The organism is Pseudonocardia yunnanensis, assembly GCF_039534065.1.
Taxonomy (GTDB): domain Bacteria; phylum Actinomycetota; class Actinomycetes; order Mycobacteriales; family Pseudonocardiaceae; genus Pseudonocardia; species Pseudonocardia yunnanensis.
The window spans coordinates 88,896-113,765 of sequence record NZ_BAAAUS010000064.1 but is presented as its reverse complement, the minus strand read 5'-3'; the positions used below and the strand labels follow the sequence as shown (position 1 = coordinate 113,765).

At 70.8% G+C, this 24,870-nt stretch carries 23 protein-coding genes; 6 read left to right on the top strand and 17 right to left on the bottom strand.

Annotated elements, in window-relative coordinates:
- The first annotated feature begins 7 nt into the window (after nucleotides 1-7).
- The gene (locus ABD743_RS42100; RefSeq protein ID WP_344729986.1) at nucleotides 8-1,648 is read left to right on the top strand and encodes an ABC transporter substrate-binding protein; all 1,641 of its coding nucleotides are present in this window, start codon (nucleotides 8-10) and stop codon (nucleotides 1,646-1,648) included.
- A 10-nt stretch (nucleotides 1,649-1,658) separates the two neighbouring features.
- Here the strand turns inward: ABD743_RS42100 and ABD743_RS42095 are convergent, their stop codons facing one another.
- Genes ABD743_RS42095 through ABD743_RS42085 form a run of 3 tightly spaced genes read right to left on the bottom strand, consistent with a single transcriptional unit; the run spans nucleotide 1,659 to nucleotide 4,968 of the window.
- Nucleotides 1,659-2,549, bottom strand: coding sequence for a fumarylacetoacetate hydrolase family protein (locus tag ABD743_RS42095; protein WP_344729984.1), 891 nt, complete (start codon nucleotides 2,547-2,549; stop codon nucleotides 1,659-1,661).
- Nucleotides 2,550-2,563: 14 nt separating this feature from the next.
- Nucleotides 2,564-3,682: a cupin domain-containing protein gene (locus ABD743_RS42090; protein ID WP_344729982.1), complete on the bottom strand. Its 1,119-nt coding sequence runs from the start codon at nucleotides 3,680-3,682 to the stop codon at nucleotides 2,564-2,566.
- Nucleotides 3,679-4,968, bottom strand: coding sequence for an FAD-dependent oxidoreductase (locus ABD743_RS42085; protein ID WP_344729980.1), 1,290 nt, complete (start codon nucleotides 4,966-4,968; stop codon nucleotides 3,679-3,681). Before ABD743_RS42085 ends, ABD743_RS42090 begins: the two co-directional genes overlap by 4 nt.
- 59 nt (nucleotides 4,969-5,027) lie before the next feature.
- On the opposite strand from ABD743_RS42085, the gene ABD743_RS42080 reads away from it, so the two are divergent.
- A complete protein-coding gene (locus ABD743_RS42080; protein WP_344729978.1) occupies nucleotides 5,028-5,840 on the top strand; it encodes an IclR family transcriptional regulator in 813 nt (270 codons plus the stop codon).
- A gap of 3 nt (nucleotides 5,841-5,843) precedes the next feature.
- On the opposite strand, the gene ABD743_RS42075 is transcribed toward ABD743_RS42080, so the two are convergent.
- From ABD743_RS42075 to ABD743_RS42040, 8 genes are all read right to left on the bottom strand, one after another.
- Nucleotides 5,844-6,812: an ABC transporter substrate-binding protein gene (locus tag ABD743_RS42075; protein ID WP_344729976.1), complete on the bottom strand. Its 969-nt coding sequence runs from the start codon at nucleotides 6,810-6,812 to the stop codon at nucleotides 5,844-5,846.
- Between the two features lie 55 nt (nucleotides 6,813-6,867).
- Nucleotides 6,868-7,647 (bottom strand): ABC transporter ATP-binding protein, encoded by a 780-nt coding sequence (locus ABD743_RS42070; RefSeq protein ID WP_379659307.1) that lies wholly within the window; start codon nucleotides 7,645-7,647, stop codon nucleotides 6,868-6,870.
- Nucleotides 7,631-8,473 (bottom strand): ABC transporter permease, encoded by an 843-nt coding sequence (locus ABD743_RS42065; RefSeq protein WP_344729974.1) that lies wholly within the window; start codon nucleotides 8,471-8,473, stop codon nucleotides 7,631-7,633. The genes ABD743_RS42070 and ABD743_RS42065 overlap by 17 nt, the downstream gene beginning before the upstream one ends.
- Nucleotides 8,470-9,336, bottom strand: a complete 867-nt coding sequence (locus ABD743_RS42060; RefSeq protein WP_344729972.1) for an ABC transporter permease — start codon at nucleotides 9,334-9,336, stop codon at nucleotides 8,470-8,472. Before ABD743_RS42060 ends, ABD743_RS42065 begins: the two co-directional genes overlap by 4 nt.
- Nucleotides 9,337-10,111: 775 nt before the next feature.
- Nucleotides 10,112-11,617: a helix-turn-helix domain-containing protein gene (locus ABD743_RS42055; protein WP_344729970.1), complete on the bottom strand. Its 1,506-nt coding sequence runs from the start codon at nucleotides 11,615-11,617 to the stop codon at nucleotides 10,112-10,114.
- A 568-nt stretch (nucleotides 11,618-12,185) separates the two neighbouring features.
- Nucleotides 12,186-13,706 carry a tripartite tricarboxylate transporter permease gene (locus tag ABD743_RS42050; protein WP_344729968.1) on the bottom strand — a complete coding sequence of 507 codons (1,521 nt, stop codon included), beginning with the start codon at nucleotides 13,704-13,706 and terminating at the stop codon, nucleotides 12,186-12,188.
- A gap of 1 nt (nucleotide 13,707) precedes the next feature.
- Nucleotides 13,708-14,229, bottom strand: a complete 522-nt coding sequence (locus tag ABD743_RS42045; protein WP_344729967.1) for a tripartite tricarboxylate transporter TctB family protein — start codon at nucleotides 14,227-14,229, stop codon at nucleotides 13,708-13,710.
- A 100-nt stretch (nucleotides 14,230-14,329) separates the two neighbouring features.
- A complete protein-coding gene (locus ABD743_RS42040) occupies nucleotides 14,330-15,391 on the bottom strand; it encodes a Bug family tripartite tricarboxylate transporter substrate binding protein (RefSeq protein WP_344729965.1) in 1,062 nt (353 codons plus the stop codon).
- A gap of 126 nt (nucleotides 15,392-15,517) precedes the next feature.
- Here ABD743_RS42040 and tcuA point away from each other — a divergent pair, with 126 nt between their 5' ends.
- Entirely contained in the window at nucleotides 15,518-16,990 is a 1,473-nt protein-coding gene (gene tcuA, locus ABD743_RS42035) for an FAD-dependent tricarballylate dehydrogenase TcuA (protein WP_344729963.1), read from the top strand.
- A 64-nt stretch (nucleotides 16,991-17,054) separates the two neighbouring features.
- On the opposite strand, the gene ABD743_RS42030 is transcribed toward tcuA, so the two are convergent.
- Nucleotides 17,055-18,563 carry a GMC family oxidoreductase gene (locus tag ABD743_RS42030; protein ID WP_344729961.1) on the bottom strand — a complete coding sequence of 503 codons (1,509 nt, stop codon included), beginning with the start codon at nucleotides 18,561-18,563 and terminating at the stop codon, nucleotides 17,055-17,057.
- Nucleotides 18,564-18,841: 278 nt separating this feature from the next.
- Here ABD743_RS42030 and ABD743_RS42025 point away from each other — a divergent pair, with 278 nt between their 5' ends.
- A complete protein-coding gene (locus ABD743_RS42025; protein ID WP_344729959.1) occupies nucleotides 18,842-19,765 on the top strand; it encodes an LLM class F420-dependent oxidoreductase in 924 nt (307 codons plus the stop codon).
- A 279-nt stretch (nucleotides 19,766-20,044) separates the two neighbouring features.
- On the top strand, nucleotides 20,045-20,440 hold the full coding sequence (locus tag ABD743_RS42020; RefSeq protein WP_344729957.1) for a hypothetical protein: 396 nt from the start codon (nucleotides 20,045-20,047) through the stop codon (nucleotides 20,438-20,440).
- Between the two features lies 1 nt (nucleotide 20,441).
- On the opposite strand, the gene ABD743_RS42015 is transcribed toward ABD743_RS42020, so the two are convergent.
- On the bottom strand, nucleotides 20,442-21,431 hold the full coding sequence (locus ABD743_RS42015; RefSeq protein WP_344729955.1) for a DMT family transporter: 990 nt from the start codon (nucleotides 21,429-21,431) through the stop codon (nucleotides 20,442-20,444).
- A gap of 136 nt (nucleotides 21,432-21,567) precedes the next feature.
- On the opposite strand from ABD743_RS42015, the gene ABD743_RS42010 reads away from it, so the two are divergent.
- Complete coding sequence (locus ABD743_RS42010) at nucleotides 21,568-22,215, top strand: DUF1707 SHOCT-like domain-containing protein (protein ID WP_344729953.1); 648 nt, start codon at nucleotides 21,568-21,570, stop codon at nucleotides 22,213-22,215.
- A 129-nt stretch (nucleotides 22,216-22,344) separates the two neighbouring features.
- Here the strand turns inward: ABD743_RS42010 and ABD743_RS42005 are convergent, their stop codons facing one another.
- Genes ABD743_RS42005 through ABD743_RS41990 form a run of 4 tightly spaced genes read right to left on the bottom strand, consistent with a single transcriptional unit; the run spans nucleotide 22,345 to nucleotide 24,869 of the window.
- On the bottom strand, nucleotides 22,345-23,106 hold the full coding sequence (locus tag ABD743_RS42005; protein WP_344729951.1) for a carboxymuconolactone decarboxylase family protein: 762 nt from the start codon (nucleotides 23,104-23,106) through the stop codon (nucleotides 22,345-22,347).
- Nucleotides 23,103-24,020, bottom strand: a complete 918-nt coding sequence (locus ABD743_RS42000) for an NAD(P)-dependent oxidoreductase (protein WP_344729949.1) — start codon at nucleotides 24,018-24,020, stop codon at nucleotides 23,103-23,105. Before ABD743_RS42000 ends, ABD743_RS42005 begins: the two co-directional genes overlap by 4 nt.
- The gene (gene pcaC, locus ABD743_RS41995; protein WP_344729947.1) at nucleotides 24,013-24,462 is read right to left on the bottom strand and encodes a 4-carboxymuconolactone decarboxylase; all 450 of its coding nucleotides are present in this window, start codon (nucleotides 24,460-24,462) and stop codon (nucleotides 24,013-24,015) included. Before pcaC ends, ABD743_RS42000 begins: the two co-directional genes overlap by 8 nt.
- A complete protein-coding gene (locus ABD743_RS41990) occupies nucleotides 24,459-24,869 on the bottom strand; it encodes a cupin domain-containing protein (protein WP_241034339.1) in 411 nt (136 codons plus the stop codon). The genes pcaC and ABD743_RS41990 overlap by 4 nt, the downstream gene beginning before the upstream one ends.
- Nucleotide 24,870 lies beyond the last annotated feature (1 nt).

Here is a 24,870-nt window from a genome sequence, read left to right as displayed (position 1 = left end):
GGCCGCCGTGCGACCACGCACCCGGCTGCAGATCATCGTCACGCTCGTCGCCGTGGCCCTGCTCGGCACCGGCTGCTTCTCCGCCCCGGGCGGCAGGAGCCCGGCAGGAGGCGTCGCGCAGCCGGCCGGGCCACCGCAGGACGGCGGCATCTTCCGCTACTCCCTGCCGTCGGACGCCCGCTCGCTCGACCCGCAGGCTCAGTCGTCCTTCAACACCCACGTCGCCATCGGCTCCACCTACAGCAAGCTCGTCGACTTCGACACCGGCCCGGACGTCCCCTACGGCTCCCCGCAGCTGGAGGGCGATCTCGCCGAGAAGTGGGGCCCGTCCGACGAGGGCCGGACGTGGACCTTCAACCTGCGCCACGGTGTGCGCTTCCACGACAAGCCCCCGGTGAACGGCCGTGAGTTCACCGCCGACGACGTGCTGTGCACGATGCAGCGGATCCGCGACCTGCCCGGCCACCAGCTCAACCTGATCAGCATGGTGCAGGACATCTCTGCGCCCGACCCCTACACCGTGGTCTTCCGGCTCGCCGAGCCGTACGCGGAGTTCGACCAGAACATGGCCAACCACTTCATGTGGATCCTGCCGTGCGAGGGGACGCGCGGGGAGTTCGACCTCAACACCACCGCCATCGGTACCGGACCGTTCGTGCTGGACAAGTGGGAGCGTGACCGGGAGCGCGTGCTGTCGGCCAACCCGAACTACTACCGGGAGGGCACACCGCACATGGCGGGCGTGCACGTCTCGATCGTCCCGGACCAGGCCTCCGCAATCGCAGCGCTGCGCACCGGCCAGGTCGACTACCTCAGCCCCCTGACGCTGGACAAGGCGCAGGTGGATCGGATCATGTCGCAGGACTCCTCGCTGCAGCTCAACGAGGAGCAGGGGTTGACGCAGGTGCGGCTCTACATGAACCAGGAGCGCGAGCCGTTCGACGACGTGCGCGTGCGGCGGGCCGTCGCGATGGCGATCGACCGGGAGGGGATGCTCTCGACGATCCGCGCAGGCGGCAGCCTGAGCGGGCCGGTGACCCCCACGCTGTTCGGCGGGCTGGCCTCTGAAGAGAGCGCCCGGCTGCAGCCGCACGACCCCGAGCAGGCGCGGCGACTGCTCGCCGAGGCCGGCTACCCCAACGGGTTCAGCGTGCGGATGATCCTCACCGACGGCTACGGCGAGACCGTGGTCCGCGAGGCGCAGTGGGCCCAGCAGGACCTCGCGGAGGTCGGCATCCAGGTCGAGCTGGACCTGCAGGACTACGCCACGTACTTCACCGAGAGCTTCGCCGGGAAGAACTACGACATGGGCTTCGGCCTGCAGACACCCATGCTCGCGGCCGACGAGTTCCTCAGCACCGAGTGGGTCTCGAACGGCGCGCGCAACTGGTACGGGATCAACGATCCCGAGCTGGACCGGAGGATCACCGCGCAACGCGGGATGCTCGACCAGTCCGCCCGTCTGCAGGAGCTGATCGACATCCAGCGCTACATCCTGGAGAACGTCTCGAACCCCGTGCCGCTCTACGTGTACAACAGCCCGTCGATCCTCGCCCCGTACGTCCACGACGCGTATCCGCACCCGGACTACGGGACGAGGCACCAGATTGACATGTGGCTCGGCCCGGACGCTCCAGGACGCAGCTGAGGAGGGCTGCTCAGGCCGCTGCTGACGTGACGGTCACCGTCATCGAGCCGATCCCGCTGATCGACATGTCCAGCTGCTCGCCCGCGGCGATGGGCCCCACGCCGGGAGGTGCACCGGTGAAGAGCACGTCGCCGGGCTGCAGCGTCATCACCGACGAGGCGTAGGCCACGATCGCCGGCACCGGGGTGATCATGTCGCGGGTGTTCACCTGCTGCCGCACGGCCTCGCCCGAGGTGAGCAGGATGTCGAGGTCCGACCCGTCGCCGAGCTCGTCGGTGGTGACGAGGTACGGGCCGAGCGGGCTGAACCCGTCGTAGCTCTTGCGGCGGGAACGGTCGGCAGCGCTGCGGACGGTGATGTCCAGCCCGGCGGTGAAGCCGAGGACGGCGTCCATCGCCTTCTCCACCGGGATGTCCTTGCCGCCGCGGCCGATCACCACGACCAGCTCGGACTCGTGGTGCACCTCGTGTCCCGCAGCCACGACGTCGCGCGGCAGCACGATCCGCCCGCCCGGCCCGACGATGGACGACGGCGCCTTGAGGAAGACGTCGAAGTTCATCATCCAGGCCTCGACCCGGCCGAGGGTGCGCTGTTGCACCTCGTGCATCTCGGCGACGTGATCCCCGTAGTTGCTGGCCGCCGCGATCACCTTGGACGGGTTCAGCACGGGCGCGTGCAGCACCACCTCGGAGACCGGCCGGGCCGGGCCGTCGGCCGCCGCCGCGCGCAGAGCGCCGGAGAGCTCGTCGAAGTCGCGGGCGAGGCCGCGCCACCAGCCCGCGGTCACCGGGTCGGGGTCGTGCGGGACCGGCAGCGCGGCGGTGACGTCGACGATCACATCGCCGTCGGGGGCGGTGCGGACGACACCGAGGCGGTAGTCGTCGAACAACGCGAGCTTCACGAAGTCTCCAGAATTCAGCGAGGGGAGAAAATATCGGTGATCGGTTGCGGGGCCACAAGGGTCTCCTCGCGGTAGAGGCCCAGCGCCCGCAACACCGGTGCGTCGGACACGACGAACACCTCGGCGTGCTCGGGCCTGTCGTCGATGAAGTGCGCTGTATCGACGAAATGCTCGGAAGCAGCCCACGACGGCACCACGAACATGTCGCCCGGCCCCCAGTCGAACCGCCGCCCGTCGATCACGCTGGAACCGTGGCCGCTGAAGACGACGTGCACCGAGTTGCCCGTGCGGCGCACCGGGAGGCTGTGGCTGCCGGCCCGCACCCGGTAGGCCGCGCAGGCCATGGTGGGCATGACGCTCGCCCCGGACTCCGGGTCGGTGTACTCCACCGAGACGACCGCGTCGTCGGAGGCCGCCGTCAGCCGGTCGAGCTCGGCCACGGTGTCGGCCCAGCGGTAGATCATGAGCTTCGAGTGCTGGGGGCTGAGCACGTCGGCCACGGCGCGGTCGGTGTAGCGGGTGCCACCGGCGTAGAGCCGCTCCGACACGTTGTGCTCGGCCGGTTCCGGCTGGCTCTCCCCCGGCCCCGGGTAGGGCTCGAAGAAGATGCTGTCGAGGGCCTGCACCATCGGCAGGTCCAGCCCGTCGAACCAGAACATCTCCCCGTCGCCACTGTTGACGTGGTCGTGCCAGTTCATCGACGGGGTCAGTACGAGGTCGCCGGGGTGCATGTCGCAGGCGTCGCCGTCGACGGTGGTGAAGACGCCGTCCCCCTCCAGCACGAACCGGATCGCGCCCGGCGAGTGGCGGTGGGCGGGGGCGACCTCGCGCGGGCCGAGGCACTGCAGTGCCCCCCAGAGCGTTCCGGCGGCATAGGGCGACCCGCCGAGCCCCGGGTTCTGCAGGCTGAGCACCCGCCGCTCGCCCCCGCGCTCCACGGGCACGAGCTGGATGGCCCGGCGGGCCAGCGGCTTCATCGTGGCGGCTGACCACAGCCAAGGCACCGCACGGGGCTTCGGAGTCGGGGTGAGCAGCTGCTCGGTGATCGTCCAGAGCGGGCTGAGATCCACTGCGGCAAGGTCCCGATAGAGCTCGGCGAGGTCCGCGTCCGTTCCGACGTGGTCCAGGGTCATCTGGCTTCCTCCAGTTCCAGCTCGGCAGGCGGCGTGCCGATCCCGAAGCGTTGCACGCTCTCCAAGAGGGACACCCGACGAATGTAGGCGCGTGCTCGCTGCGGATCAGCAGCAATTGCCCGCATATCGTCCTGGTTCTGCCGGCGAACCGTGTCATCGGTCTCGCGCAGTCGATCGGTGTTGCGCTGGGTGTCGGCCTGGACGTACTCGACGGCCACCGTGCGGCGAACGTGGTCGTAGGCCCTGAGCTCGGCGTCGATGTCGACGCCGATGTCGGCGCTGCCGTCGGTACCGACCCGCCCGATCCGGCCGAGCCGCCGTGCAGCGTCCATCGCGTCGTGGATCCCGGAGTTGAGGCCGACCCCGCCGAGCGGCGAGTTGATGTGGGCGGCGTCCCCGGCCAGCAGCACCGGGCCTAGCCGGAACGCCGAGGCCACCCGCTGGTGGACGTTGTAGAGCTGGTGGTCGATCACCGGGTAACCGGCTTCGTACGGGGCTACGCGTTGCAGCTGGCTCTGGAGGCGAGCGGGGTCGCTGGCCTCCTCGGTGGATAGTCGTTCCGGCACGGGCCACACCACGCGCCACGACTCCGGCGTGCGCAGGATGAAGAGCCACTCCTGCGGGTCGGCGACGTAGTTGACGTGCCCGAGGTCGGGCAGCAGCTCCTGCAGGTCCACCGACGTGCTCGTGATCGCGAAGCGCTCGGGGTAGGTGAAGCCGTCGAAGTCGACGCCCATCGCGCCACGCACCGCGCTGCGCGGCCCGTCCGCACCGATCACGTACGACGCGAGGAGCTCGCTCTCGCCCTCCGGCCCGAACAGGTGCAGCCGTGCTCCGTCGGCGGTGATGTCGAGCCCCGTGAGCCGGGTGCCGAAGCGCAGCCGCACCCGCTCGTCGCCCCGCAGCCGCTCGGCGAGCATCCGCACGAGGTGCTGCTGGTTCAGCTGCAGCCGGTAGGGGAACGGGGTCTCGTCGGCCAGCAGGCGGAAGTCGAACTCGGCGACCAGCCCGTCCTGGCGGTCGCGGAACTGGTACTTGGGCACGACCAGGCCCTCGGCGTGCATCCGATCGGTGATGTCGATCGTCTGGAGGAGCTCCAGGGTGGCGGCGTGGAACGTGCTGGCCCGCCAGTCGGGACGCGGCTCGGGTGAGAGTTCCACCAGCACGACCGGCAGGCCCTCGACGGCGAGCGCGGCGGCGGCGGTCATACCCACCGGGCCGCCACCGACGACGACGACCGGCCGCTCGAAGCTCACCGGCGCGGCGGTGGCGGGGTCCCAGATCATGGCGCTGAGGCTAGACATCCATTCCGCCCAGAAAGAAGTAAGTTGGCTATTGTTCCTACATGTCGAACAGCAGGCCGACGGTCCGGCCGCAGCACCGCTCGCTCGGGCAAGCCGCACCCACCACGTCGGTGGACAACGCCCTGTGGTTGCTAGAGCTGATCGGCGAGCGTCAGGCGTTGCGCGTGGCGGAGGCCGCCGATCTTCTCGGCGTGGCTCGATCTACAGCACACCGGCTGCTCACCGCCTTGCGCCGGCGCGGCTTCGTCATGCAGGACCGGCCCAACGGCGCCTACCGTCCCGGCCCCGCGCTGGTGGAGATCGGCCTCGCCGCGGTGAGCCGAATCGACATCCGCCGCGTCGCCCGTCCCGTCCTGGAGGAACTGCGGGAACAGACCCAGGAGACGGCGAGCCTCGCCGTGCTCGAGGGCACCACGATCCGGTTCGTCGACTGCGCGGAGAGCCCGCGGTCGGTCCGGGTGGGCAACCGCACGGGCGTGGTCCGGGCCGCGCACGCCTCCGCTGTCGGCAAGGCGATCCTCGCGGGGCTGTCGGCAGCCGAGATCGACCGGCGCTACCCCCACGAGGAGCTTCCGCCCGCGACGACGGGCGCGGCGCTCACCTCACGCACGGCGCTCAAGGCGGAGCTCGCGGAGATCCGCAACCAGGGCTACGCGCTCAACTGGGAGGAGAGCGTGGACGGGGTGTGCGCCGTGGCCGCGGCGCTGCGCGACACGGTGGGGCAGCCGCTGGCCGGGCTCGGCGTGGCCGCCCCGAGCAGCCGGATGGGCGACATCGAGGCGATCAGGGACTTCGCCGCGCACGTCCTGCGAGGAGCGGAGATGGTGCACGAGCGCCTCCGCTCCCCACACTGACCCTCAGCCGGCCACCGCCTGGTCGAGGTCGACGGGCGCGTCGATCAGCTTGTACTGCACCATCAGGTCCATCACGAGCCGTAGCGACTCGCGGTCGCTGGCCCCGCGCCACAGGTTGATCCGCACCTTCTCGGCCAGCGCCGGGTCGGTCTGGCTGATCCGGGGCAGCGCGTTGCGGAACGACTGCGGGTCGGAGGCGATGGAGTCGGCGGTGGCCTTCACGGCCTGCTGGAACCGCTGCATCAGGTCCGGGTTGGAGCGCACGAGATCCTGCCGCATCAGGTACGTCCCGATCTGCAGGCCGGGGCGCAGATCCGAGTACGGACGCCCGATGATCTTCAGGCCCTGGCCCTCCGCCACGGTGATGAACGGCTCGATGAGCAAGCCGGCCGCCACGTCCCCGCGCTGGATCGCCGGGGCCATGTCCGGGAACGGGATCTCGACGAACTGCACGCTGTCGTAGCTCAGCCCGGCCTTCTCCAGCTGGTTGCCGAGCACGATGTCGTTGATGTTGCGCAGGCTGTTGACCGCGACCTTCTGCCCCGCGAGCTGGCCGATCCCTGTCACGGTGCTGTTCGGCGCGACCATGAGAGCGGAGAAGTCCTGCTCCGGGTCCTCCGAGGTGCTGGTGCCTGCGGCGACCATCTGGATCGGCAGCCCCTGGCTGATCGCGATGATCCCGGAGACGATGTTGGAGCCCGCGACATCCAGGTCACCGCTCATCAGCTGCGGGATGACGGTGGCGCCGCCGGTGGACGAGGAGATCTCGAGGTCGATCCCGGCGTTGGCGAAGTGGCCCTGCTCGTCGCCGTAGGTGAGGAAGTTCAGCGGCGCTCCGGCGGTCTCGGCGATGCGCAACGTCGTCAGGCCGTCCTCACCCGCCTGTGGGGCCGAACCGGAACCGCCGCCGCAGGCGGTGGTGAGCAGAGCCGCGGCGGCGACAGCGGCGCCGAGGCGTGACCAGGTCCTCATCTATGTCCTCTTCTTCGGGGCGTACTGCTGGGGAGCGGACTCTTGGGGGGCTGTATCAGCCAGGGAGGACGGACGGGGTGTCGGTGGCAGGCGAACGCAGGCTCGACAGCACCCGCGAGCGCAGCTCGCCGAACCGGGGAAGCTGCTTGGTGGCCAGCTGGTCGCGCTCGGCCGGCAGGTCCACCTCGACGATCTCGTGCACGTGGGCGGGCCTGCGCAGCACCAACACCCGCTGGGCCAGGTAGACGGCCTCGTCGATGTCGTGGGTGACGAACAGGACCGTGATGTCGTAGCGGCGCCAGATGTCGAGCAACAGATCCTCGAGGTCGGCGCGGGTCTGCGCGTCGACGGAGGCGAACGGCTCGTCCATCAGCAGGATCCGGGGCTGGTAGGCCAGCGCCCTCGCGATGGCGACGCGCTGCTGCATGCCACCGGACAGCTGCCACGGGTAGCTGTCACCGCGGTCGGCGAGGCCGACCGCCGCCAGCGCCTCCGCGGTGGCCGCGGCCGCTCGGGCCTTCGACAGACCCTTGTAGGACAGCGGGAAGCTCACGTTCCCGGCGACCGTCATCCACGGCAGCAGCGAGCGGCTGTAGTCCTGGAAGACGAAGGCCATGTCCTTCGGCGGGCCGTCCACCGGTGTTCCGTCCAGCGTCACCGTGCCGGACGTGGGCGCGACCAGGCCGGATAGGCATCGCAGCATCGTCGTCTTGCCGCAGCCCGACGACCCGACGATGCAGACGAACTCGCGCTCGCCCACCGTGAACGTCAGGTCGGCCATGGCCGGCGCCCCGGCGGGGTCGTAGGTCTTGGTCAGGTCACGAACGTCGAGCACCGGCGGCCTCCGTCGGCTTCGGGGTGGGGCGGCGGGAGCGACGGCGCGGTGCGCTGCTCGCCCGGCCGGTGGTCGCGATGTGCCAGTGCAGGACGCGCTTCTCGAACGCGACGAAGAGCGCGTTGGCCCCGAAGCCCAGCAGGCCGAGCAGCAGGGTGCCTGCCCACATCTCGGGGATGTCGAACCCGCGCTGCGCGAGCTGCACGACGTAGCCGACGCCGTTGTCGGCCCCGATCAGCTCGCTGACCACCATGAGGATGATCGCGATGCCCAATGCCGTGCGGGCACCGGCGAAGATCCGCGGCAGCGCGGCCGGCAGGACCAGCCGCGTGAGCCGCGCGTGGGCAGGCACCCGGTAGGAGCGGGCCATGTCCAGGGCCGTGCGGTCCACCCCGCGCACACCGTCGACGGTGTTGAGCAGGACGGGCCACACCGCTCCGAGCGCGATGAGGAAGACCTTCGCGCTGTCCCCGGCCCCGAAGACCAGCAGGGAGACGGGGATCAGCGCGGGCGGCGGCAGCGCGCGCAGGAACTGCAGCACGGGGTCCAGCGCCGTCGAGAGCATGCGCGAGAACCCGAGCAGCGCGCCCAGCGCGACGCCGCCGCCGACGGCGAGCGCGAAGCCCGCCAGCATCCGCCCGAGGCTGGGGAGCAGGTCGGTGGGGATGCGGGTGAAGAGCCACTCGTCGGCGAAGGTCGCGCCGATCTCCGACAGTGGCGGGAAGAAGAAGTCGCCCGCGGTGCGTGCCCAGGCGTCGTAGGCCACGAGCAGCAGGACGGGGAGGACGAGCGCGAGCGCCCAGTCCGTGACACGACCGCGGATCACCGGTTACCTCCACGGAAGGACGGGTGCCAGTGCAGGAGCCGGCGTTCCGCTGTCTGCAGCACGCCGTTGAGCACCCACCCGAGCAGGCCCGCGGCGAGGATCCACGCGTACATGAGCGCCTCGGCGCCGCCCGCGGACTGGGCGTCGGTGATCCGGCCCCCGATCCCCGGCACGCCGACCACGATCTCGCTCGTGACGGCGAGGATCAGGCCGATCGCCGAGGCGATGCGCAGGCCGGTGGCGATGTAGGGCAGCGCGCTGGGCAGCGTGACCCGCAAGAGCACGGCCCGCGGGGCGAGCCCGTAGGACCGGGCCGTGTCCCGCGCCGTCGGGTCGACGTCGTGCACGCCGTAGACCGTCTGCAACAGCACCGGCCAGAAGGTGCCGAACGCGATCAGGAAGACCTTCATGTCCAGATCGGAGCCGAAGATGAGGACGGCCGCGGGGATCAGCGCGACCGGGGGGATCGGCCGGAGGAACTCGAGCATGAAGCGCGTCAGGCGGTGCGCGAGCTCCAACGAGCCGATCAGCACACCGAGCGGGACGGCGACGACGACGGCGACGACGATGCCGAGCACCCAGCCCTGCAGCGTCTGGCCGAGCGGGACGAACAACTCCCCCGAGGCGACCAGGCCGACGAAGGCCGGGACGATCTCCGACGGCGGCGGGAACCAGGCATGTGGGAGCAGGCCGGTGCGCACCACCAGCTCGAGCAGAACGACCACACCGACGATTCCGCTGAGCCCGAGGCCCACCGTCCGCAGCCGGGAGTCCGCCCGTGCGGGCGCCCGCTTGGCCACCGGGGCCGCCGCTGGCTCCGCCACGTCCCCATGTGGGGGCGCGGTGCCGGTCGTGGGCTGCACTGATGTCCTCCTTGCGCGGTGGACATACGGGGAGCCACCGATCTGGGCACGAAAAGTATATCCGTGACGCGCAGACGGCTATATCGCAAAGCTCTGTTCCGCTATATCGAATTTGTCGCCACGGTCCGTGACCAAAGGGAGCACGATCGGCTATGACGTCTGCCGGGCCCGGACGGGAGCCGTTGTGTCGGACGCCAACGGGGGTCCCCAGCGGGGGCGGCCGCGCAGCTGGACAGCCCGCCACCGGCGCCCGCTTCGATCATCTGCAGAACCGCCCGGACCTCATGGCCGGGGTACCCGGGCCCGCCCCCCGGGAGCCCGGCTACCCCGGCCCGCTCGGAGTCCCTCGATCTCCGGTTCTCTCGTGTGGACGTGCCTCGCCGTCCACGGCCATGAGGGAAGTCAGGGTGTCGCGCGCCGGCCGTTCGGGAGTGTTATCGAGGTAATGTCGAGTTGAATCCCGCACACGGCGAGAGCAGCAAGTTCTCGAATACCGGACCGAGGTCGGTGGAGAGTTCCGCATCCCCGCCGGGCCGAGCGAGAAGCAGTGCCCGACGTCGTCGCGGTCGAGATCCGGCGTGAACTCGGGCAGCGCTTCCGCCATAACCCGGCAACGGGTCGGCAGCCATGATCTTAACCGTGCGGGTGCGACTCCGGAACAGCCGGATGTCACAGATGTCCGGGCGCGCATCCGACCAAGAGATCCCCGCGTCGGCCCGATCCGACATCTGACCTCCTCGCGCTGCCCGTGTTACGTAGCCACGTTAAGGCCTGATCATCCGGACTGGCGAGGAGCAGTTTGTATATCCACCGGCTGGTCCGGTAACGAATTGTCGAGTACACGCTCCGCCGGGACCCCGAGGTCCATGGCACGCATGGCCAGCCACAGATCGTGGCGTGCGCTGGGAAAGTGCAGCAGCGATCGATGCAGTACCTGTTCCAGCCGGTTGACCCGCTTGCGGGCACCGGAGACCGAGATGCCGAGGGCATCGGCCGTGGCACTGAGCCGCGAGTCGCTGTTCAGCCACACCTGCAGCGTGGACTCGAGGGTGGCGGCGTCCGCAGCCTCCCGGATCGGACGAAATGTGGCTCGGGCCCACTGCTGCACGGCGGGCGCGCGCAGCAGATCGTCCAGGACGACACGGGAGTCCTGCTCAGGCGAACCGCACGCGTCGATGGTGCGCGGCGTCGCCCTGATCCGGAAGGCGAGGTCCAGAAGGGCCTGCTGATCCACACGTGCGAGGTCCAGCCCGAGCAACTCCTCGATCCGCTGCAACCGGCCCGACAAGGTATGCCGGTGGATCTTCAGGTGCCGTGTCGCGGCCATCGAGAACGACAGCCACGACCGGGCCGTGGCCGTCAGCTCCTGGGCATCCGGGTCTCTGGTACGCGGAGGCACGTACGTGATCAGGGCACCCAGCAGCGCGTTCGCCCATCGCAAGCCCCGCGGTCCGAGGACCGTGGGCAGATCCAGCTGCGTGTCGAACCGCGCCCACCGCTGCACCCGGCCCCGGGCGACGGCAAGCGCGTGGAACGCCTGGTCGTACCCCACCGCGGTGTCCCGAAGGGCCACGACGTCGCCTGTGCCGACCACAGCGCCATCGACCTCCTCGGTCACGAGGATCTCGAACGGCCGCGACGTGCTGCCGCCCGGTTCCGTCAAGACGAGGACGTTCCGTATGTGGACCGGGCAGCGCACCATCCAGGCGGTACCGCCGGTCAGCTCCGTACATCGGCGGATCACGACACCGCGCTCGTGGACACCGCACTCGATCACGTGGACCTGCGCCGGATCCGGCAGCGGCGGCGACAGCGCCGAGGCGATCTGACCGGCCGCCGAGGTCCGCCGCGACATCAGCAGGTGCAGCACCGCCTCGCGGCACCGCGCGTCGGCAGCCTCCACCCGCTTGCTCAGGCGACGCGACTCCTCCGCCAACCAGCAGGTACCGAGCAACATCACGGCATCGGCCGCCAGCGAGCGCGGCACGCTTCGCCCGCCCACGAACGCCAGCACCGGATCCCGCACGTCGGCGAAGACATCGACGACGAGGAGCAACGCCCTGTGCGTCTCCCCGTCGGTTGCGAACGTCCGCATGCCTCGGGAGAACATGTCGTCGATCCCCGCGGCGACCTGCGCCGCTGCACCAGGATCGAACGCGCACTGCGAACCGACGAGCACCCTGCCCGTCCGATCGAACAGCCCGACCCAGGATCCCGTGCGCTGCGCCAGCCACCGCACCAGTGCCACACCGCCGTCGGACCGGCGACACAGCTGGTGCATCGCCAGCACGTCGTCCGCACGCCGTGAATCACTTTCCGGAAACGCGTCGGGCCGCGACGGGCGCCCCCCGTCAGGCGAAATCTCCATTCCCACACCACTCTCCGCGAGGCGACCATGTGGATCGCCGCAGGAATCGGTTGCCATCGTCCGCGGTCAGCGCTCGGCGCGGGAGACCCGGCGGACGGCGACGCACCCGCGTCGATTCCCGTCATTGCCGATCGCGTCGCCAAGCATCCGCTCCAGCCCGTCATCAGCGGTCTCCGATAAGCCGTAGCGACGATACATCGCAGGCTCGCACCGACCTAATCGACTTACGGCCGACGACTCGGTCGTCGACAGCGCATCGGTCACAACGAATCCCGATCTTTATGCCGGGTAACTTCACTACCCCCCTAGTCGAAGTTGCCACGTTCAACGCCGCGACAACCCGACAATCCTGCCGAAAATGCGCCCATTTGTCCGGACGCAGTTGTCGAAAGCAGTGAACGATGGGTGGCGGCCCGGCACAGGAGGCTCATGTCCGACGAGGAATTCCGGCATACAGAACGTGCCACCGAGCATGGCCGGCTCATTCGTCGTGCGGAGGACCGGCGGCGACCAGTGCCCGCCGGCGCCTCTTCGCGATGGGCAGCAGCAGCGGGATGAGAAGTGACAGTGCCACGACCACCCACAGGAACACCGTGATCGGTGACGACACGAGGATCGCCGGGTTGCCCTCCGAGAGCGTGAGCGCCCGCCTGAGTTGCTGCTCCGCGATCGGCCCGAGGATCAGCCCCACCACCGCGGGCGCCACGGGGATGCCCGCCTCCCGCATCAGCAGCCCGAGCAGGCCCAGCCCGCACAGCACCACCAGGTCGACGGTCGTGCCGCCTGCTGCGAACGCCCCGAGGGTGGCGAACACCAGCACCCCGGCGTAGATCCCGTAGGCCGGGATCTGCAGCAGCTTCGCCCACACCCGCACGAGCGGCAGGTTGAGGACCAGCAGCATGACGTTGCCGACGTACAGGCTCGCGATCAGCGTCCAGACCAGCGGTCCGGACTCGGTGAACAGCTGCGGGCCCGGCTGCAGGCCGTAGGACTGGAACGCGGTGAGGATCACCGCTGCCGTGGCCGACGTCGGCAGCCCGATCGTCAGCAGCGGCACCAGCACCCCGGCCGCGGCGGCGTTGTTCGCCGACTCCGGCCCCGCGACGCCTTCGATGGCGCCGTGACCGAACTCCTCGGGATGTTTGGTCAGCTTCTTCTCGACGCTGTAGCTGAGGAACGTGGGCACCTCCGCCCCACCCGCAGGCAGGCTCCCGATCGGGAATCCCAGCGCGGTGCCGCGCAGCCAGGCTGGCCAGGAGCGCCGGAAGTCCGAGCGCGACAGCACCGCGCGCTCCCGCAGCGGCTGCACGGTCGAGTGCCCGGTGCCGGTCAGAAGGTGTCCGAACGCCTCACTCAACGCGAAGAGCGCCACCACCACGATCACGACGTCGATGCCGTCGAGCAGCGCGTCGACGCCGTAGGTGAGGCGGGGCTGGCCGGTCTGGGAGTCGATGCCGATGAGCCCGATCGTGATCCCGACCAGCAGGCTCGCCACACCCTTGAGCAGGTTCGGCCCGAGCAGCGCGCTCACCGTGACGAACGCGACGGCCATCAGCGCCACGTACTCCGGAGGTCCGAAGCCCAGGGCGAAGTCGGCGACGACCGGCGCCAGGAACGTCAGCGCCACCGTGCCGATGGTGCCGGCGACGAAGCTGCCGAGCGCGGCGGTGGCCAGTGCCGCGGCCGCCCGCCCGGCCCGCGCCATCTTGTTGCCCTCCAGCGCGGAGATCATGGAGGCGCTCTCGCCCGGCGTGTTGAGCAGGATCGACGTGGTCGAGCCGCCGTACATGCCGCCGTAGTAGATGCCGGCGAACAAGATCAGCGCGGCGGACGGCTCGAGGCGGAACGTGATGGGCAGCAGCAGCGCCACCGTCAGCGCCGGGCCGATGCCGGGCAGCACCCCGACCGCCGTGCCGATCGTCACGCCGATCAGCGCCCACATCAGGTTCGCCGGGGTCAGCGCACCCGCGAAACCGTCGAGGAGGAGCCCGAGCTGGTCCACCTCAGAACCCCCAGGGCCCGGCGGGCAGGGTGAGCCCGATCAGCCGGTCGAAGACCAGGAAGACGGTGGCGGCCAGCGCCCACCCGTACGCCACCACCCGCCACCCCCGCGGGGCGCCCAGCACCAGCGCCGCCGCGACGAACAACGCCGTCGCCGACACCACGTAGCCGAGCAGGGGCAGCAGGACGGCGAAGAGGATCAGCGCGATGACGAGCGCCAGCACCCGCAGCCCGGCCCGCGACTGCCACGGCGGCCCGGGAACCGCCTCGCGGAGCTTGGTCCAGGAGTCGACGAGGAGACCCGCTCCGACGCCGCCGAGGAGCACCCCGACCGGCAGCGGGACGACCGCGGGGCCCACCACCGCCGTGGTGTCCGGCAACTGCACGGCGTCCACGATCACGAGCACGGAGGTCAGCATCATCAACGCGCCGAACGCCCCCGATGCCAGCACGGTGGTGCGGTTGACGGCCCCGGACGCGGGGGTCGTCGTGTCGGTCTGCCGGTTCGTCATGCCCTCGCTCATCGCACTCCCTCGCTGCGCTCGGTCGACGCTGCGCGCAGGCACTGAAACACTGATTCGCTCGCACGCTCACTCATCCCCGACTCGTTCATCCCCGGACCGTTCATCCCAGTCCGATCTCGTCGAGCACCTGCGACACCCGGTCCTGCTCGGACCGGACGAACTCCTCGAACTCCGGGCCGGCGAGCGTTGCGTCGCCCCAGCCGCGGCGGGCGAGCGCCTCACGCCACGCGTCCGTGCGGGTCATGTTCACCAGGAGGTCCTCCAACGCCTGCTCCTGCTCGGGGCTGATGTCGGCGGTCGCGACGACACCGCGCCAGTTCTGCAGTTCGGCGTCGACGCCGGTCTCACGCAACGTCGGCACGTCGGGCAGCGCGGGCAGCCGTTCGGGGCTCGACACGGCGAGCGCGCGCACCGTGCCCGCCTCGATCTGCGGCATCAGCTCGGAGATCCCGGAGATCCCGATCGTCGAGCGGCCCGACAGCAGGGTGGTGAGCGCCTCGCCGCCGCCGGAGTGCGCGACGTAGCTCATCCGCGCGGGGTCGGCGCCCACGGCATTGGCGATCAAGCCGGCCAGGATCTGCTCCGCACCGCCCGCGGAGCCGCCGGAGATCGATACGGCGGCGATGTCGCTGCGCATCGCGGCGACGACACCGGCCATGTCGGAGATCGGGGAGTCGGCCGCGACCGCCACCACCTGGTAGTCGGTGGTCAGCCGGACCAGCGGAGTGGTCTCGGCCAGCGAGTGCGGGGAGTCGTTGGCCTCCACCGCGCCGATCATGATCAGACCGGTCGTCATCAGCTCGGTCGGGTCGCCGGTGCGCCGGACGAACTGGCTGAGCCCGATCGTGCCGCCGGCGCCCGCAACGTTGTAGACCTCGGTACGCCCGACGAGCTCGCGCAGCGCGCCCTGCATCTCACGCGAGGTCTGGTCCCACCCCCCGCCGGGCGCAGCCGGGGCCATGATCCGCAGCTGCCGGTCGCCGATCACGTCCCGCAGAGCCGATCCGCCTGCACCCGTGGTGTCCACCGGTGCCGTCGCGACCACCGCAACCGTGGCGACGACGGCCGCCGCGAGAGGCGCGAAGCGGTACCGGCGTCGGCGGGGGCGGGCGGCCGGGTCGCCCGGGTCGTCGGCCACCACCGTCGAGCGTCGTTGCTCCATCCGCCGTCCCCCGTCGTGCACGCTCCGGCATGGCAGCGCCGGCGCCGTGACACGCCGGTGTCGTCACGCATGGTCGACAGTTGCTTACAGTGACCCGCGTCGGGGGACAAGTGCTGGGGGGCAGAAATGCAAGCAGAGGACGCTGTCGACGTCGTCGTCGTGGGTGGAGGCAACGCCGGGTTCAGCGCGGCGCACGCCGCGGCCGAGCGGGGCAGGCGGGTGCTGTTGCTGGAGAAGGGCGAGCCCGGGCGGGCCGGCGGCAACAGCTACTACACGGCGGGCGCCATCCGGGTCGCGCACGACGGGCTCGCGGACGTCGCCGACCTGCTCGACGGGGACGACCGGCACGCCGCGACCGTGCTCCCGCCCTACCCCGCCGCGGCGTTCGCGACGGACATGAAGAAGGTGACCGGTGGCCGCAACGACCCGGCGCTCACCGAGGTGCTGATCGCCGAGAGCCAGGCAACGCTGCGCTGGCTGCACGACAAGGGCCTGCGCTACCGGCTGATGTACGAGCGGCAGGCCTATCCGGACGCACAGGGGCGCCAGGTGTTCTGGGGCGGGCTCGCCATCGGCAGCACCGGGGGCGGCAAGGGCCTGATCCAGCAACACACCCGTGCCGCGGAGGAGAGCGGCGTCGAGATCCGCTACGGCGTGCGGGCCCGCGAGCTGATGCGCGACGGCGCTCGAATCACCGGCGTCACCTGGACCGACAGCGCGGGCACCACGGGCACCGTGCACGCCCGGTCGGTCGTGCTCGCCGCCGGCGGCTTCGAGGCCGACCCCGAACTGCGCCGCGAGCACCTCGGCGAGGGCTGGCAGCGGGCCAAGGTGCGGGGCACCCCGCTCAACACCGGCGACATGCTCACCGCGGCGATCACCGCCGGCGCCGCCACCCATGGCGACTGGACCACGTGCCACAGCGTGGCCTGGGACGCGTGGTTCCCCGACAACGAGGGCAACCGCGAGCTGACCAACCGGCTCACCCGCGGCGGCTACCCGCTGGGCGTCGTGGTCAACAAGGGCGGCCAACGCTTCCTCGACGAAGGCGCCGACTTCCGCAACTACACCTACGCCGAGTACGGCGCCCGCATCCTCGCCCAGCCCGACGGGCTCGCGTTCCAGCTCTTCGACGCCACCACCCGGCCGCAGCTGCGCAGCGAGGAGTACGACATGCCCGGCGTCTCGGTCGTCGTGGCCGAGAGCATCGAGGATCTCGCCGCGCACATCGACGTCGACCCGGCGGCGTTGCGGCGCACCGTCGAGGAGTTCAACGCCGGGATCGACCGCACCATCCCCCTCGACCTCGCGGTCAAGGACGGCCGAGCGTCGCGCGTGGCGCCGCCCAAGTCCAACTGGGCGATCCCCCTGGAGACCCCGCCCTACTACGCGTTCCCCGTGACCTGCGGCATCACCTTCACCTTCGGCGGCCTGCGCGCAGACACCTGCGGCCGGGTGCTCGACAATGCCGGAGCACCCGTGCCCGGCCTGTTCGTCTGCGGAGAGATGCTGGGCGGGCTGTTCAGCGGTAACTACCCCGGCGGCACCGGACTCACCGCGGGCGCCGTGTTCGGGCGGCGGGCCGGGATGCAGGCCTGAGCCGCACGACCACCGGCGTCGGACCCGGACCCGGGGGCGACTCGCGGGGGTTCGGGGCCGGTGGTCACGGGTTGCCGGTCATCAGCACCGCGGCTCGTTCGGCGATCGCGAGGGTCGTGGCGTTCGTGTTGGCCGAGACGATCGTCGGCATCACCGAGGCGTCGGCGACCCGCAGACCCTCGACGCCACGAACTCGCAGCTCCGGGTCGACGACAGCGCCGTCGTCGACACCGATCCGGCAGGTCCCCACCGGATGGAAGAAGGTCGTCAGGTTCATGCGGACGAACTCACGGCAGGCCGCGTCGTCACGAACGTCGGGGCCAGGGAGCAGCTCGCGGTCCCGCCACGGCGAGAAGGCCTTCGCCTCCCCCACCTCCCGCGCCCGGCGCACCCCGACGACCATGCGCTCGACGTCTCGCTCGTCGGCCAGATAGTTCGGGTCGATGAGTGGGGCGCCCTCGGGATCCGCCGGGTTCAACCGCACCGACCCACGGCTGAACGGCGTCATCAGCGCGACCCTCATCGCGTACCCGTCTCCCGCGCCGAGCGTCCCCGTCGACGGGGCCGGTGTGTCGACGAAGAGCAGGTGCAGGTCGATCTGATCGGCAGGATCGCTGCGGAGCCGAACGTGCGGCTTGCGGACGAAGGTCGCGGCACGGACGGGCCGGGTCGCGGTGTAGCCCACGGTCGTCATCGGATGGTCGTGCAGGTCCTCCCCCACACCCGCCAGGTCGGCGACCACGTCGACGCCGGCCTCGCGCAGCTGCGCAGCCGGTCCGATCCCGGAGAGCAGGAGCAGTTGCGGTGAGCCGATCGCGCCGGCGGCGAGCACGACCTCCCGCTCGGCGGATGCGGTGCGCAGCTCACCGTCCTGTGTGTACTCCACGCCGCTGCAGCGGCCCCCGTCGAGGAGCAGCCGCCGCGCCTGTGCCCCGGTGACCACCGCGAGGTTGGGCCGGTCGAGCGCCGGGCCGAGGTAGGCGTCGGCCGCGCTCTGCCGCACGCCGTCGACGACGTTGTACTCGCTCCACCCGACCCCCTCCTCCAGCCCGTTGTTGAGGTCGGTGGCGCCAGGGTGGCCCACCTCGACCGCGGCCTCGACCGCGCCGTCCCACAAGGGGTGCTCCACCTCGCCGTGCGCCACGATCATCGGGCCGTTCATCCCCCGGTAGCGGGAGTCGGGGGCGTCCACCGCGCGTTCGATGCGCTTGAGGAACGGCAGCATCGTCGTGTAGTCCCAGCCGGTGGCACCGGCATCCGCCCAGGCGTCGTAGCTGTCGCGATGACCCCGCGAGTGCATGACGGCGTTGATCGAGCTCGACCCGCCGAGGACCTTCCCGCGCGGCCACGAACAGATCACGCCACCGGCACCTCGCTGTGGAACGGTCTCGTACGCCCAGTCGACCTCCGTGCCGACGAGGAGCGGCCATCGCCTGGGATCGGCCATCGCTGCGGGCCCGGTGGCTCCGCCCGCCTCGAGGAGCAGCACCTGCACGTCGGGGTCCTCGGACAACCGCGACGCGAGCACGCATCCGGCCGTGCCACCACCGACGACGATGTAGTCGAAAGCCACGCGACCTCCCCAGCGCCGATCCGTTCCGTCGGCAATCGACGGGATGCGGTGACGGAATCCGGCGGCGGGATTCACAGTGCCACCGCACCGGTCGCAGCCCTGCCGCCCGGTGTCGCCGGTCACTCCCGGGTCTTCCACGCGATTACGGGAAAGCCGCGTTCCGCCAGTTCCCCCCGGGTCACGAAAGGCCGGATGGTCTCGCGCTCCGGGGGTGGCGGGCGTGTCCGCGCGCGGCGAACCCCGTTGTGCGTCCCCGGCAGCACCGACAGGGTGTCGGAATGGTTCGTGACTTCCGGTTCTCCTTCAACATCTTCGGGATCCCGTCCCGCGAGGCCCTGCAGGAGGTCTGCCGTCGCGCGGAGAGCGCCGGGTTCGACACCGTCTTCGCCGCCGACCACCTCGGCGCACCTGCACCGTTCCCGGTTCTCGTCGCGGCCGCCGACGCGACCGAGCAGATGCGGGTGGGCACCCTCGTGCTCAACGCTCCGTTCTGGAACCCGGCTCTGCTGGCTCGCGAGGTGGCCAGCACCGACATCCTCACCGGCGGACGGCTCGAGGTCGGCCTCGGCGCGGGGCACATGAAGTGGGAGTTCGATGCCGCGGGCATCCCCTGGGCGTCCTTCGGCTCGCGTGTTCGCACCCTCGAGAAGACGATCACCGAGCTGCACCGGTTCTTCACCACGGATCTCGCCGAATTGCCGGGCGGTAAGGCACCGCGGCCCGTGCAACGCGTCGGGTTCGAGGGATCCGGACCACCGCTGATCGTCGGCGGCACCGGCGACCGGGTGCTGACGGTCGCCGCACAGCACGCCGACATCATCGGCGTCTCCGGCGCCTACCAGGTGGCAGGCAAGCCGCCGGGGACGTTCCGGCTGGCCACGGCGGCGGAGACGGACGAGCGAATGCGGTTCGTGCGCGAGCGGGCCGGGGAGCGCAGCGACGGGATCGAGTGGCACCTGCTCGTGCAGGCTGTGGTGCCCACCCTCGACCGGCGCGCCGCCGCGGCGGACATGATCAGCAGGTTCGGCACCGAGATGAGCGTGGACGAGGCACTGGAGTCGCCCTACCTCCTCATCGGCAGCCCGGAGCAGATGGCCGAGCAGTTGCAGGCGAACCGGGAGCGATACGGGTTCTCCTACGTCACCGTGCACGAGCCGTTCCGGGAGGCGTTCGAGCCGGTTGTCGAGCGCCTCCGTTCGTGACGAGAGGCCCCCTCGAGAGCTCGGGAGGGGAACCCGAACGGGCGCTGTTCCCGCCGGCCACTCGCCGGGGCGGCTAGCGTCCGCACCCGGGCGGCTGCCGGCACGCCGGGCCTGCCCGGAAGGGAGCCCACCGTGACGCCTCCGGCCCGCAACAGGATCCCGATCGCACCTCTTGTGCTGGCGACTCTCGCCATCGGTGTCGCCGGATGCTCGAACCCCGGCCGCGTTGCGGATTCCGGCGCCCCGACACAGACCCGGGCAGCCGCACCCGCCAGTCCGTTGCTCGCCGACGTCGCCGAACAGATCGCCCTGCCGGCACGCACCTGGACGGCGTCGGGCACCCACACGGCCAAGGGATATACGACAGAGGCGGCCGAGACCACCAGCGTCGAGGGGATGAAGGCCGACTGCGACAACATCAATCTCAACAAGAAACTGGCCGCCGACTTCCGTAGTGATGTGTTCGGTCCTGGCATGAAAGGGTTCTTCTACGAATGCCAGGTGGCCGGCCCGGACACCAACAAGTACTGGTTCACCATCAGTTCGGCGGACCAGGCCCAGATCGACAAGCTCTGCGATCCGGCCACCAGGTACCCGATCGTCCACGACGAGCAGCACGACACCTACTGGATCGACGAACCGTTCACGTGCACCAGAAGGACCGGCCCGTCGTAGCTCAACCGGGCTCCACCGAGCGACGACGACGTGGGGGGCGCGCCGCCAGCACCACTGCGCCGAAAGTCACGACGGTCGCGATCCACGTCGCAAGCGAGGGCCTGGGGCCCGGGGTCATCGTGTCGAGGGCGAGCGCGCCCGACAGTTGGCCTGCAACGCTGGCCAGGCTGAAGACCAGCACACCGACCTGACCGACGACGAGCGTGGCTGTCGCGATCACGCCGATGCCGATCAGGCCCGCGGCATAGAGCCACGGCTCGGCGGGGAGCCGCACGGCCGGCGCAGTGCGAACAATCGGCTCGACCAGCACCGCGACGGTGAGGGTGAGCTCGGCGACGACGAAGCTGACCAACGTGGCAGGCCACGGCGACCCGGCGGCCGCGCCGACCCGGCCGTTGAGGGCGGACTGGACCGCGACCGCGACGCCGGCAAGCAGCGGAAGCACCACCAGTAGCAACGCGCCCTGACCGCCCGGCCGATCGCGGACGGCGACGGCGACCGCTGCGACACAGATCAGCGCGCCGCCGACCCGGGCGAGAGTGACCGCGTGCCGTCCGCCCGGTCCGAGCCCCCACCGGTCCGCCACGAGGCTGCCGGTCGCAGTGCCTCCGACGATGGCCACGGTGAACGCGGCAACCCCCAAGGCGCCGACGCTCACCCCCTGGCCTGCCACGAACACCGCGCCGCCGACCCCACCGCAGCAGTGCCACCACCGCAATCCGCCGGACCGCAAGGCGGCGGCGACGAACCGAAGCCCACGCCGCCCTGCCGGAAGAGTGGGCACGAGTGCCAGCAACAGCACCATGCCGGCAGTTGTCGAGGCCAACGAGGCTGCGACCCCATCGCCCAGCCGTGCGCCGAGCTCTCCGTTCAACCGCGCCTGAGCAGCCAACCCGACGCCGGCGAGCACCGCCGCCCCGATCGCCACGACATGCCTGCGACCGCGAGCAGTGCGCGGAGCAGACTCGGTCTCACCATCGCGAGCACTCACTTACGAAGATTCTGACCTTCCCGGACCGACATCACAAACGCAGAATCCCGTCCAGCTACGAGCCCGCCTGCGAAGTGACCCGCGAGCCCGCTGATCGGTGGATGACCAAGCCATGGTCGCTCGCTACGGTCAGCGCGTGTCCGATCACGCTCCCGATGCCCAGTCCCTGCGCGTGTCCGATGCCGAGCGCGAGCACATCATCGGATTGCTGCAGCGCGCCACGGGCGCGGGGATGCTCGACCTCGACGAGTTCACGCAGCGGGTCGACGCGGCGCTCGCCGCCCGCACCCGTGGCGAGCTGAACGTCGTGGTGATCGATCTGCCGGGGATGACCCACCCCGAGCAGCCCACGGGCGTGGCGACCCGACGGAGTCCGGTACGCACCCCGCAGTCGACCACGACCACGGTGGACTCCGAGGGCACCACCGAGCTGCGCAGCGTGCTCGGCTCCGTCACCCGTCGCGGCGAGTGGGACGTGCCGGCCCGGCTGGTGATCCGGGCGAAGGTGGGATCGACGGAACTCGACTTCACCGCAGCGCGGATCCCCCACGACGTCGTCGAGATCGAGCTGGACGTGGTGGCTGGCTCGGTCGAGATGCGGATGCCGCACGGGTCGCGCGTCGATCACCACGAGGTGCAGTCCGTGATGAGCAGCATCGAGGACAAGAGGCGCGCCACGTCCGACGGCACCACGGGCCCGACGTTCCGGCTCACCGGCTCCGTGCGCGCCGGCTCGGTGGAGATTCGCTCGCCGAAGCGGCGCTGGTGGCGGGGCGATCAGTAGGCCCCCGCACGGCTACATCGAGAGAACGCCTCGGCTACGGGTGCGGCGCGTATCCCGCTCGCGCCGCACCCGCAACCCACGGAAAGCCGGTCGGCGCAACCGTCCCCCACACGCCGAGCCGGCCTGCCGTCACTGGGGAACGTTCCGGGTGAGCTCGGCGAGGATGGGAGCCGCGGTCGTTGCGGCGTGGATGCCGATCACGCTGACGATCGCGAGCACCTCCATGATCTCGCCTGCGGTGGCTCCGAGCCGCACCGCGTTCTGCATGTGCAGCTTGAGCCCGGGCACGTACAGGTGGGTGGCCGAGGCGTCGAAGGCGATGTAGATGAGCTCCTTGACCTTCGGCGGCAGCGTCCCTGTCTTCCACGGCACCGAGGAGAACTCGATGTAGGCCTCGAACAGGTCGGGGTCGAGCTCGAGCAGCCCGTCCCAGAACTGGTGCCAGTAGCCGCGGTTCGCCGTGAACTCGGCCTTGAGCCGCTCGCGCCGCTCGTCGAGCGGGGCCGGGCCGGAGCGCAGGCCCTCCTCCTCGAGCACCTCCAGCAGGAGCGGGACGCCGATGTTGCTGGCGTGGATGCCGAGCGTGCTGGTGAGCTCGATGACCTCCATGATCTCCTGCTCGGTGGCCCCGTACTCCAGCGCGGCGGCCACGTGCTGGCGGATCCCGGGCACGTAGAGGTGCGTCGCCGCGGCGTCGGCGGCGATGTAGACGAACTCCTTGATCTTGGGCTCGAGGTGCGACTCACCGGTCCAGGGGACGGCGGAGAAGTGCAGGTAGGCCCGGACGAACGCGGGGTCGAGCTCCAGCATCCGCTCCCACGGGTCGCCCCAGGTGCCCCGCACCTTGACGAACTCGTCCTTGATCTCCTGCTGCTCTGCGGTCAGCGTCATCGGTCGCTCCTCGGATCGGGGTCCGTCGACTCGCCGGCGCGCAGCCAGCGCACGATCTCGGTGTGGTCGGCGTCGGGGGCGAGCGCCGCGGCGGCCTCGCTCCAGAGCTCGACGGTGCGTGCGGCGAGCGCGGAGGGCGCGCCCGTCGCCTCGGCCAGGCCCAGCGCGATGCGGATGTCCTTCACCATCAGCGCGAGAGCGAAGCCGGAGTTGTAGGTCTCCGGCAGCACGAAGTTCGGCCACTTGTTCTCGGTGGAGCCGCTACGCCCGCTCGACCCGTTCACCGCGTCCAGCATCACGGCCGGGTCGAGCCCGAAGCGCTCCCCGGCGAGCAGCGCCTCCGAGCTGGCGAGCAGGTGCGAGGCCGACATCAGGTTGTTCAGCGCCTTGAGGGCATGACCTGCGCCGACCGGCCCGACGTGGCGCACGCGGCCGAGGACGGCAAGGAGCGGGGTGATCGCGGCAACCTCGGCGTCCGGTCCGCCGACCATGATCGTGAGCGTGCCGGCGGTGGCTCCGGAGACGCCGCCGGAGACGGGGGCGTCGATCATGACGGCTCCGCGGGCGGCCACCCGTTCGGCGAGCGCCTTCGTGCGCATCGGTTCCGAGGAACCCATGTCGACCAGCAGCGTGCCCGGGGTCAGGGCGTCGAGCAGCCCCTCGCCCAGCACGGCCTCGACCACGTTCGAGTCGGGGAGCATCAGAACCACGACCGGGGGCCCTTCGCCGTCCACCGGGACGACCTCGGCCGGCTTGTCGACGATCGTGACGAGGTCGGCGAATGTCGTCCGTGGGCCGGGCGCGGCGTCGTGGCCACGCACGTCCACGCCCGCCGCGGCGAGGCGGCGGACCATCGGGTCTCCCATGCGGCCCAGCCCGACGAACCCGACTGCCCGCACGGGTAGCTCAGGCACGACTCACTCCGTTCGTCTCCGCCGCGAGTTCCCCCAGCACGCGCTCGGCCACCCGGAACGACTCCAGCGCCCCCGGCGCGCCGCAGTAGACCGCGGCCTGCAGCAGCACCTCCTGGATCTCCTCCTCGGTGCATCCGTTGGTGACCGCACCCCGGACGTGCACGCCCAACTCGTGGTTGCGGTTCAGCGCCGTCAGCATCGCGAGGTTGAGCAGGCTGCGGGTACGCCGGTCCAGGCCGGGCCGGCTCCAGATGTCGCCCCAGGCCGTGCGCGTGACGTACTCCTGCACGGGCCGGGAGAAGTCGCTCACCCCGGCCAGCGACCGGTTGACGTGAGCCTCCCCGAGCACCTCGCGCCGGATCGCCAGGCCCCGCTCGTACCGGGCGTCTGCCGTATCGGTGCCGGCGATGCCGTCGTTGCTGCTCGCATCGGAGTTCGTCATCGCTGCCCTTCCGGCGCCAGCAGGGCGCGGTACTCGTCCTCGTCCACCTCGTCCGACCAGACCGTCGGGCCGAGCGACACGGCCAGGTGGGTCATCACCGTGTCGAGCGTGCCGCCGTGCCAGTGGCGCTCTCCCGGCGGAACCCACACGACGTCCCCGGCCCGGATCACCTCAGGCGGCCCGCCGTGCGAGCACACCCAGCCGCGGCCGGCGGTGACCACCAGGATCTGGCCGCCCGTGTGGTGGTGCCAGTAGGTGCGCGCACCGGGCGTGAAGGTCACCGAGTTGATCGTGTTGCCCTCCGCGGTGGTGGGCAGCACTGGGTCGCCCCACACGGTGCCGGTGAACGTGTCGCTCCGGGCCTGCGTGGGGGTCGAGTCGGGGGCCCGTCCCCGGACGATCTGCATC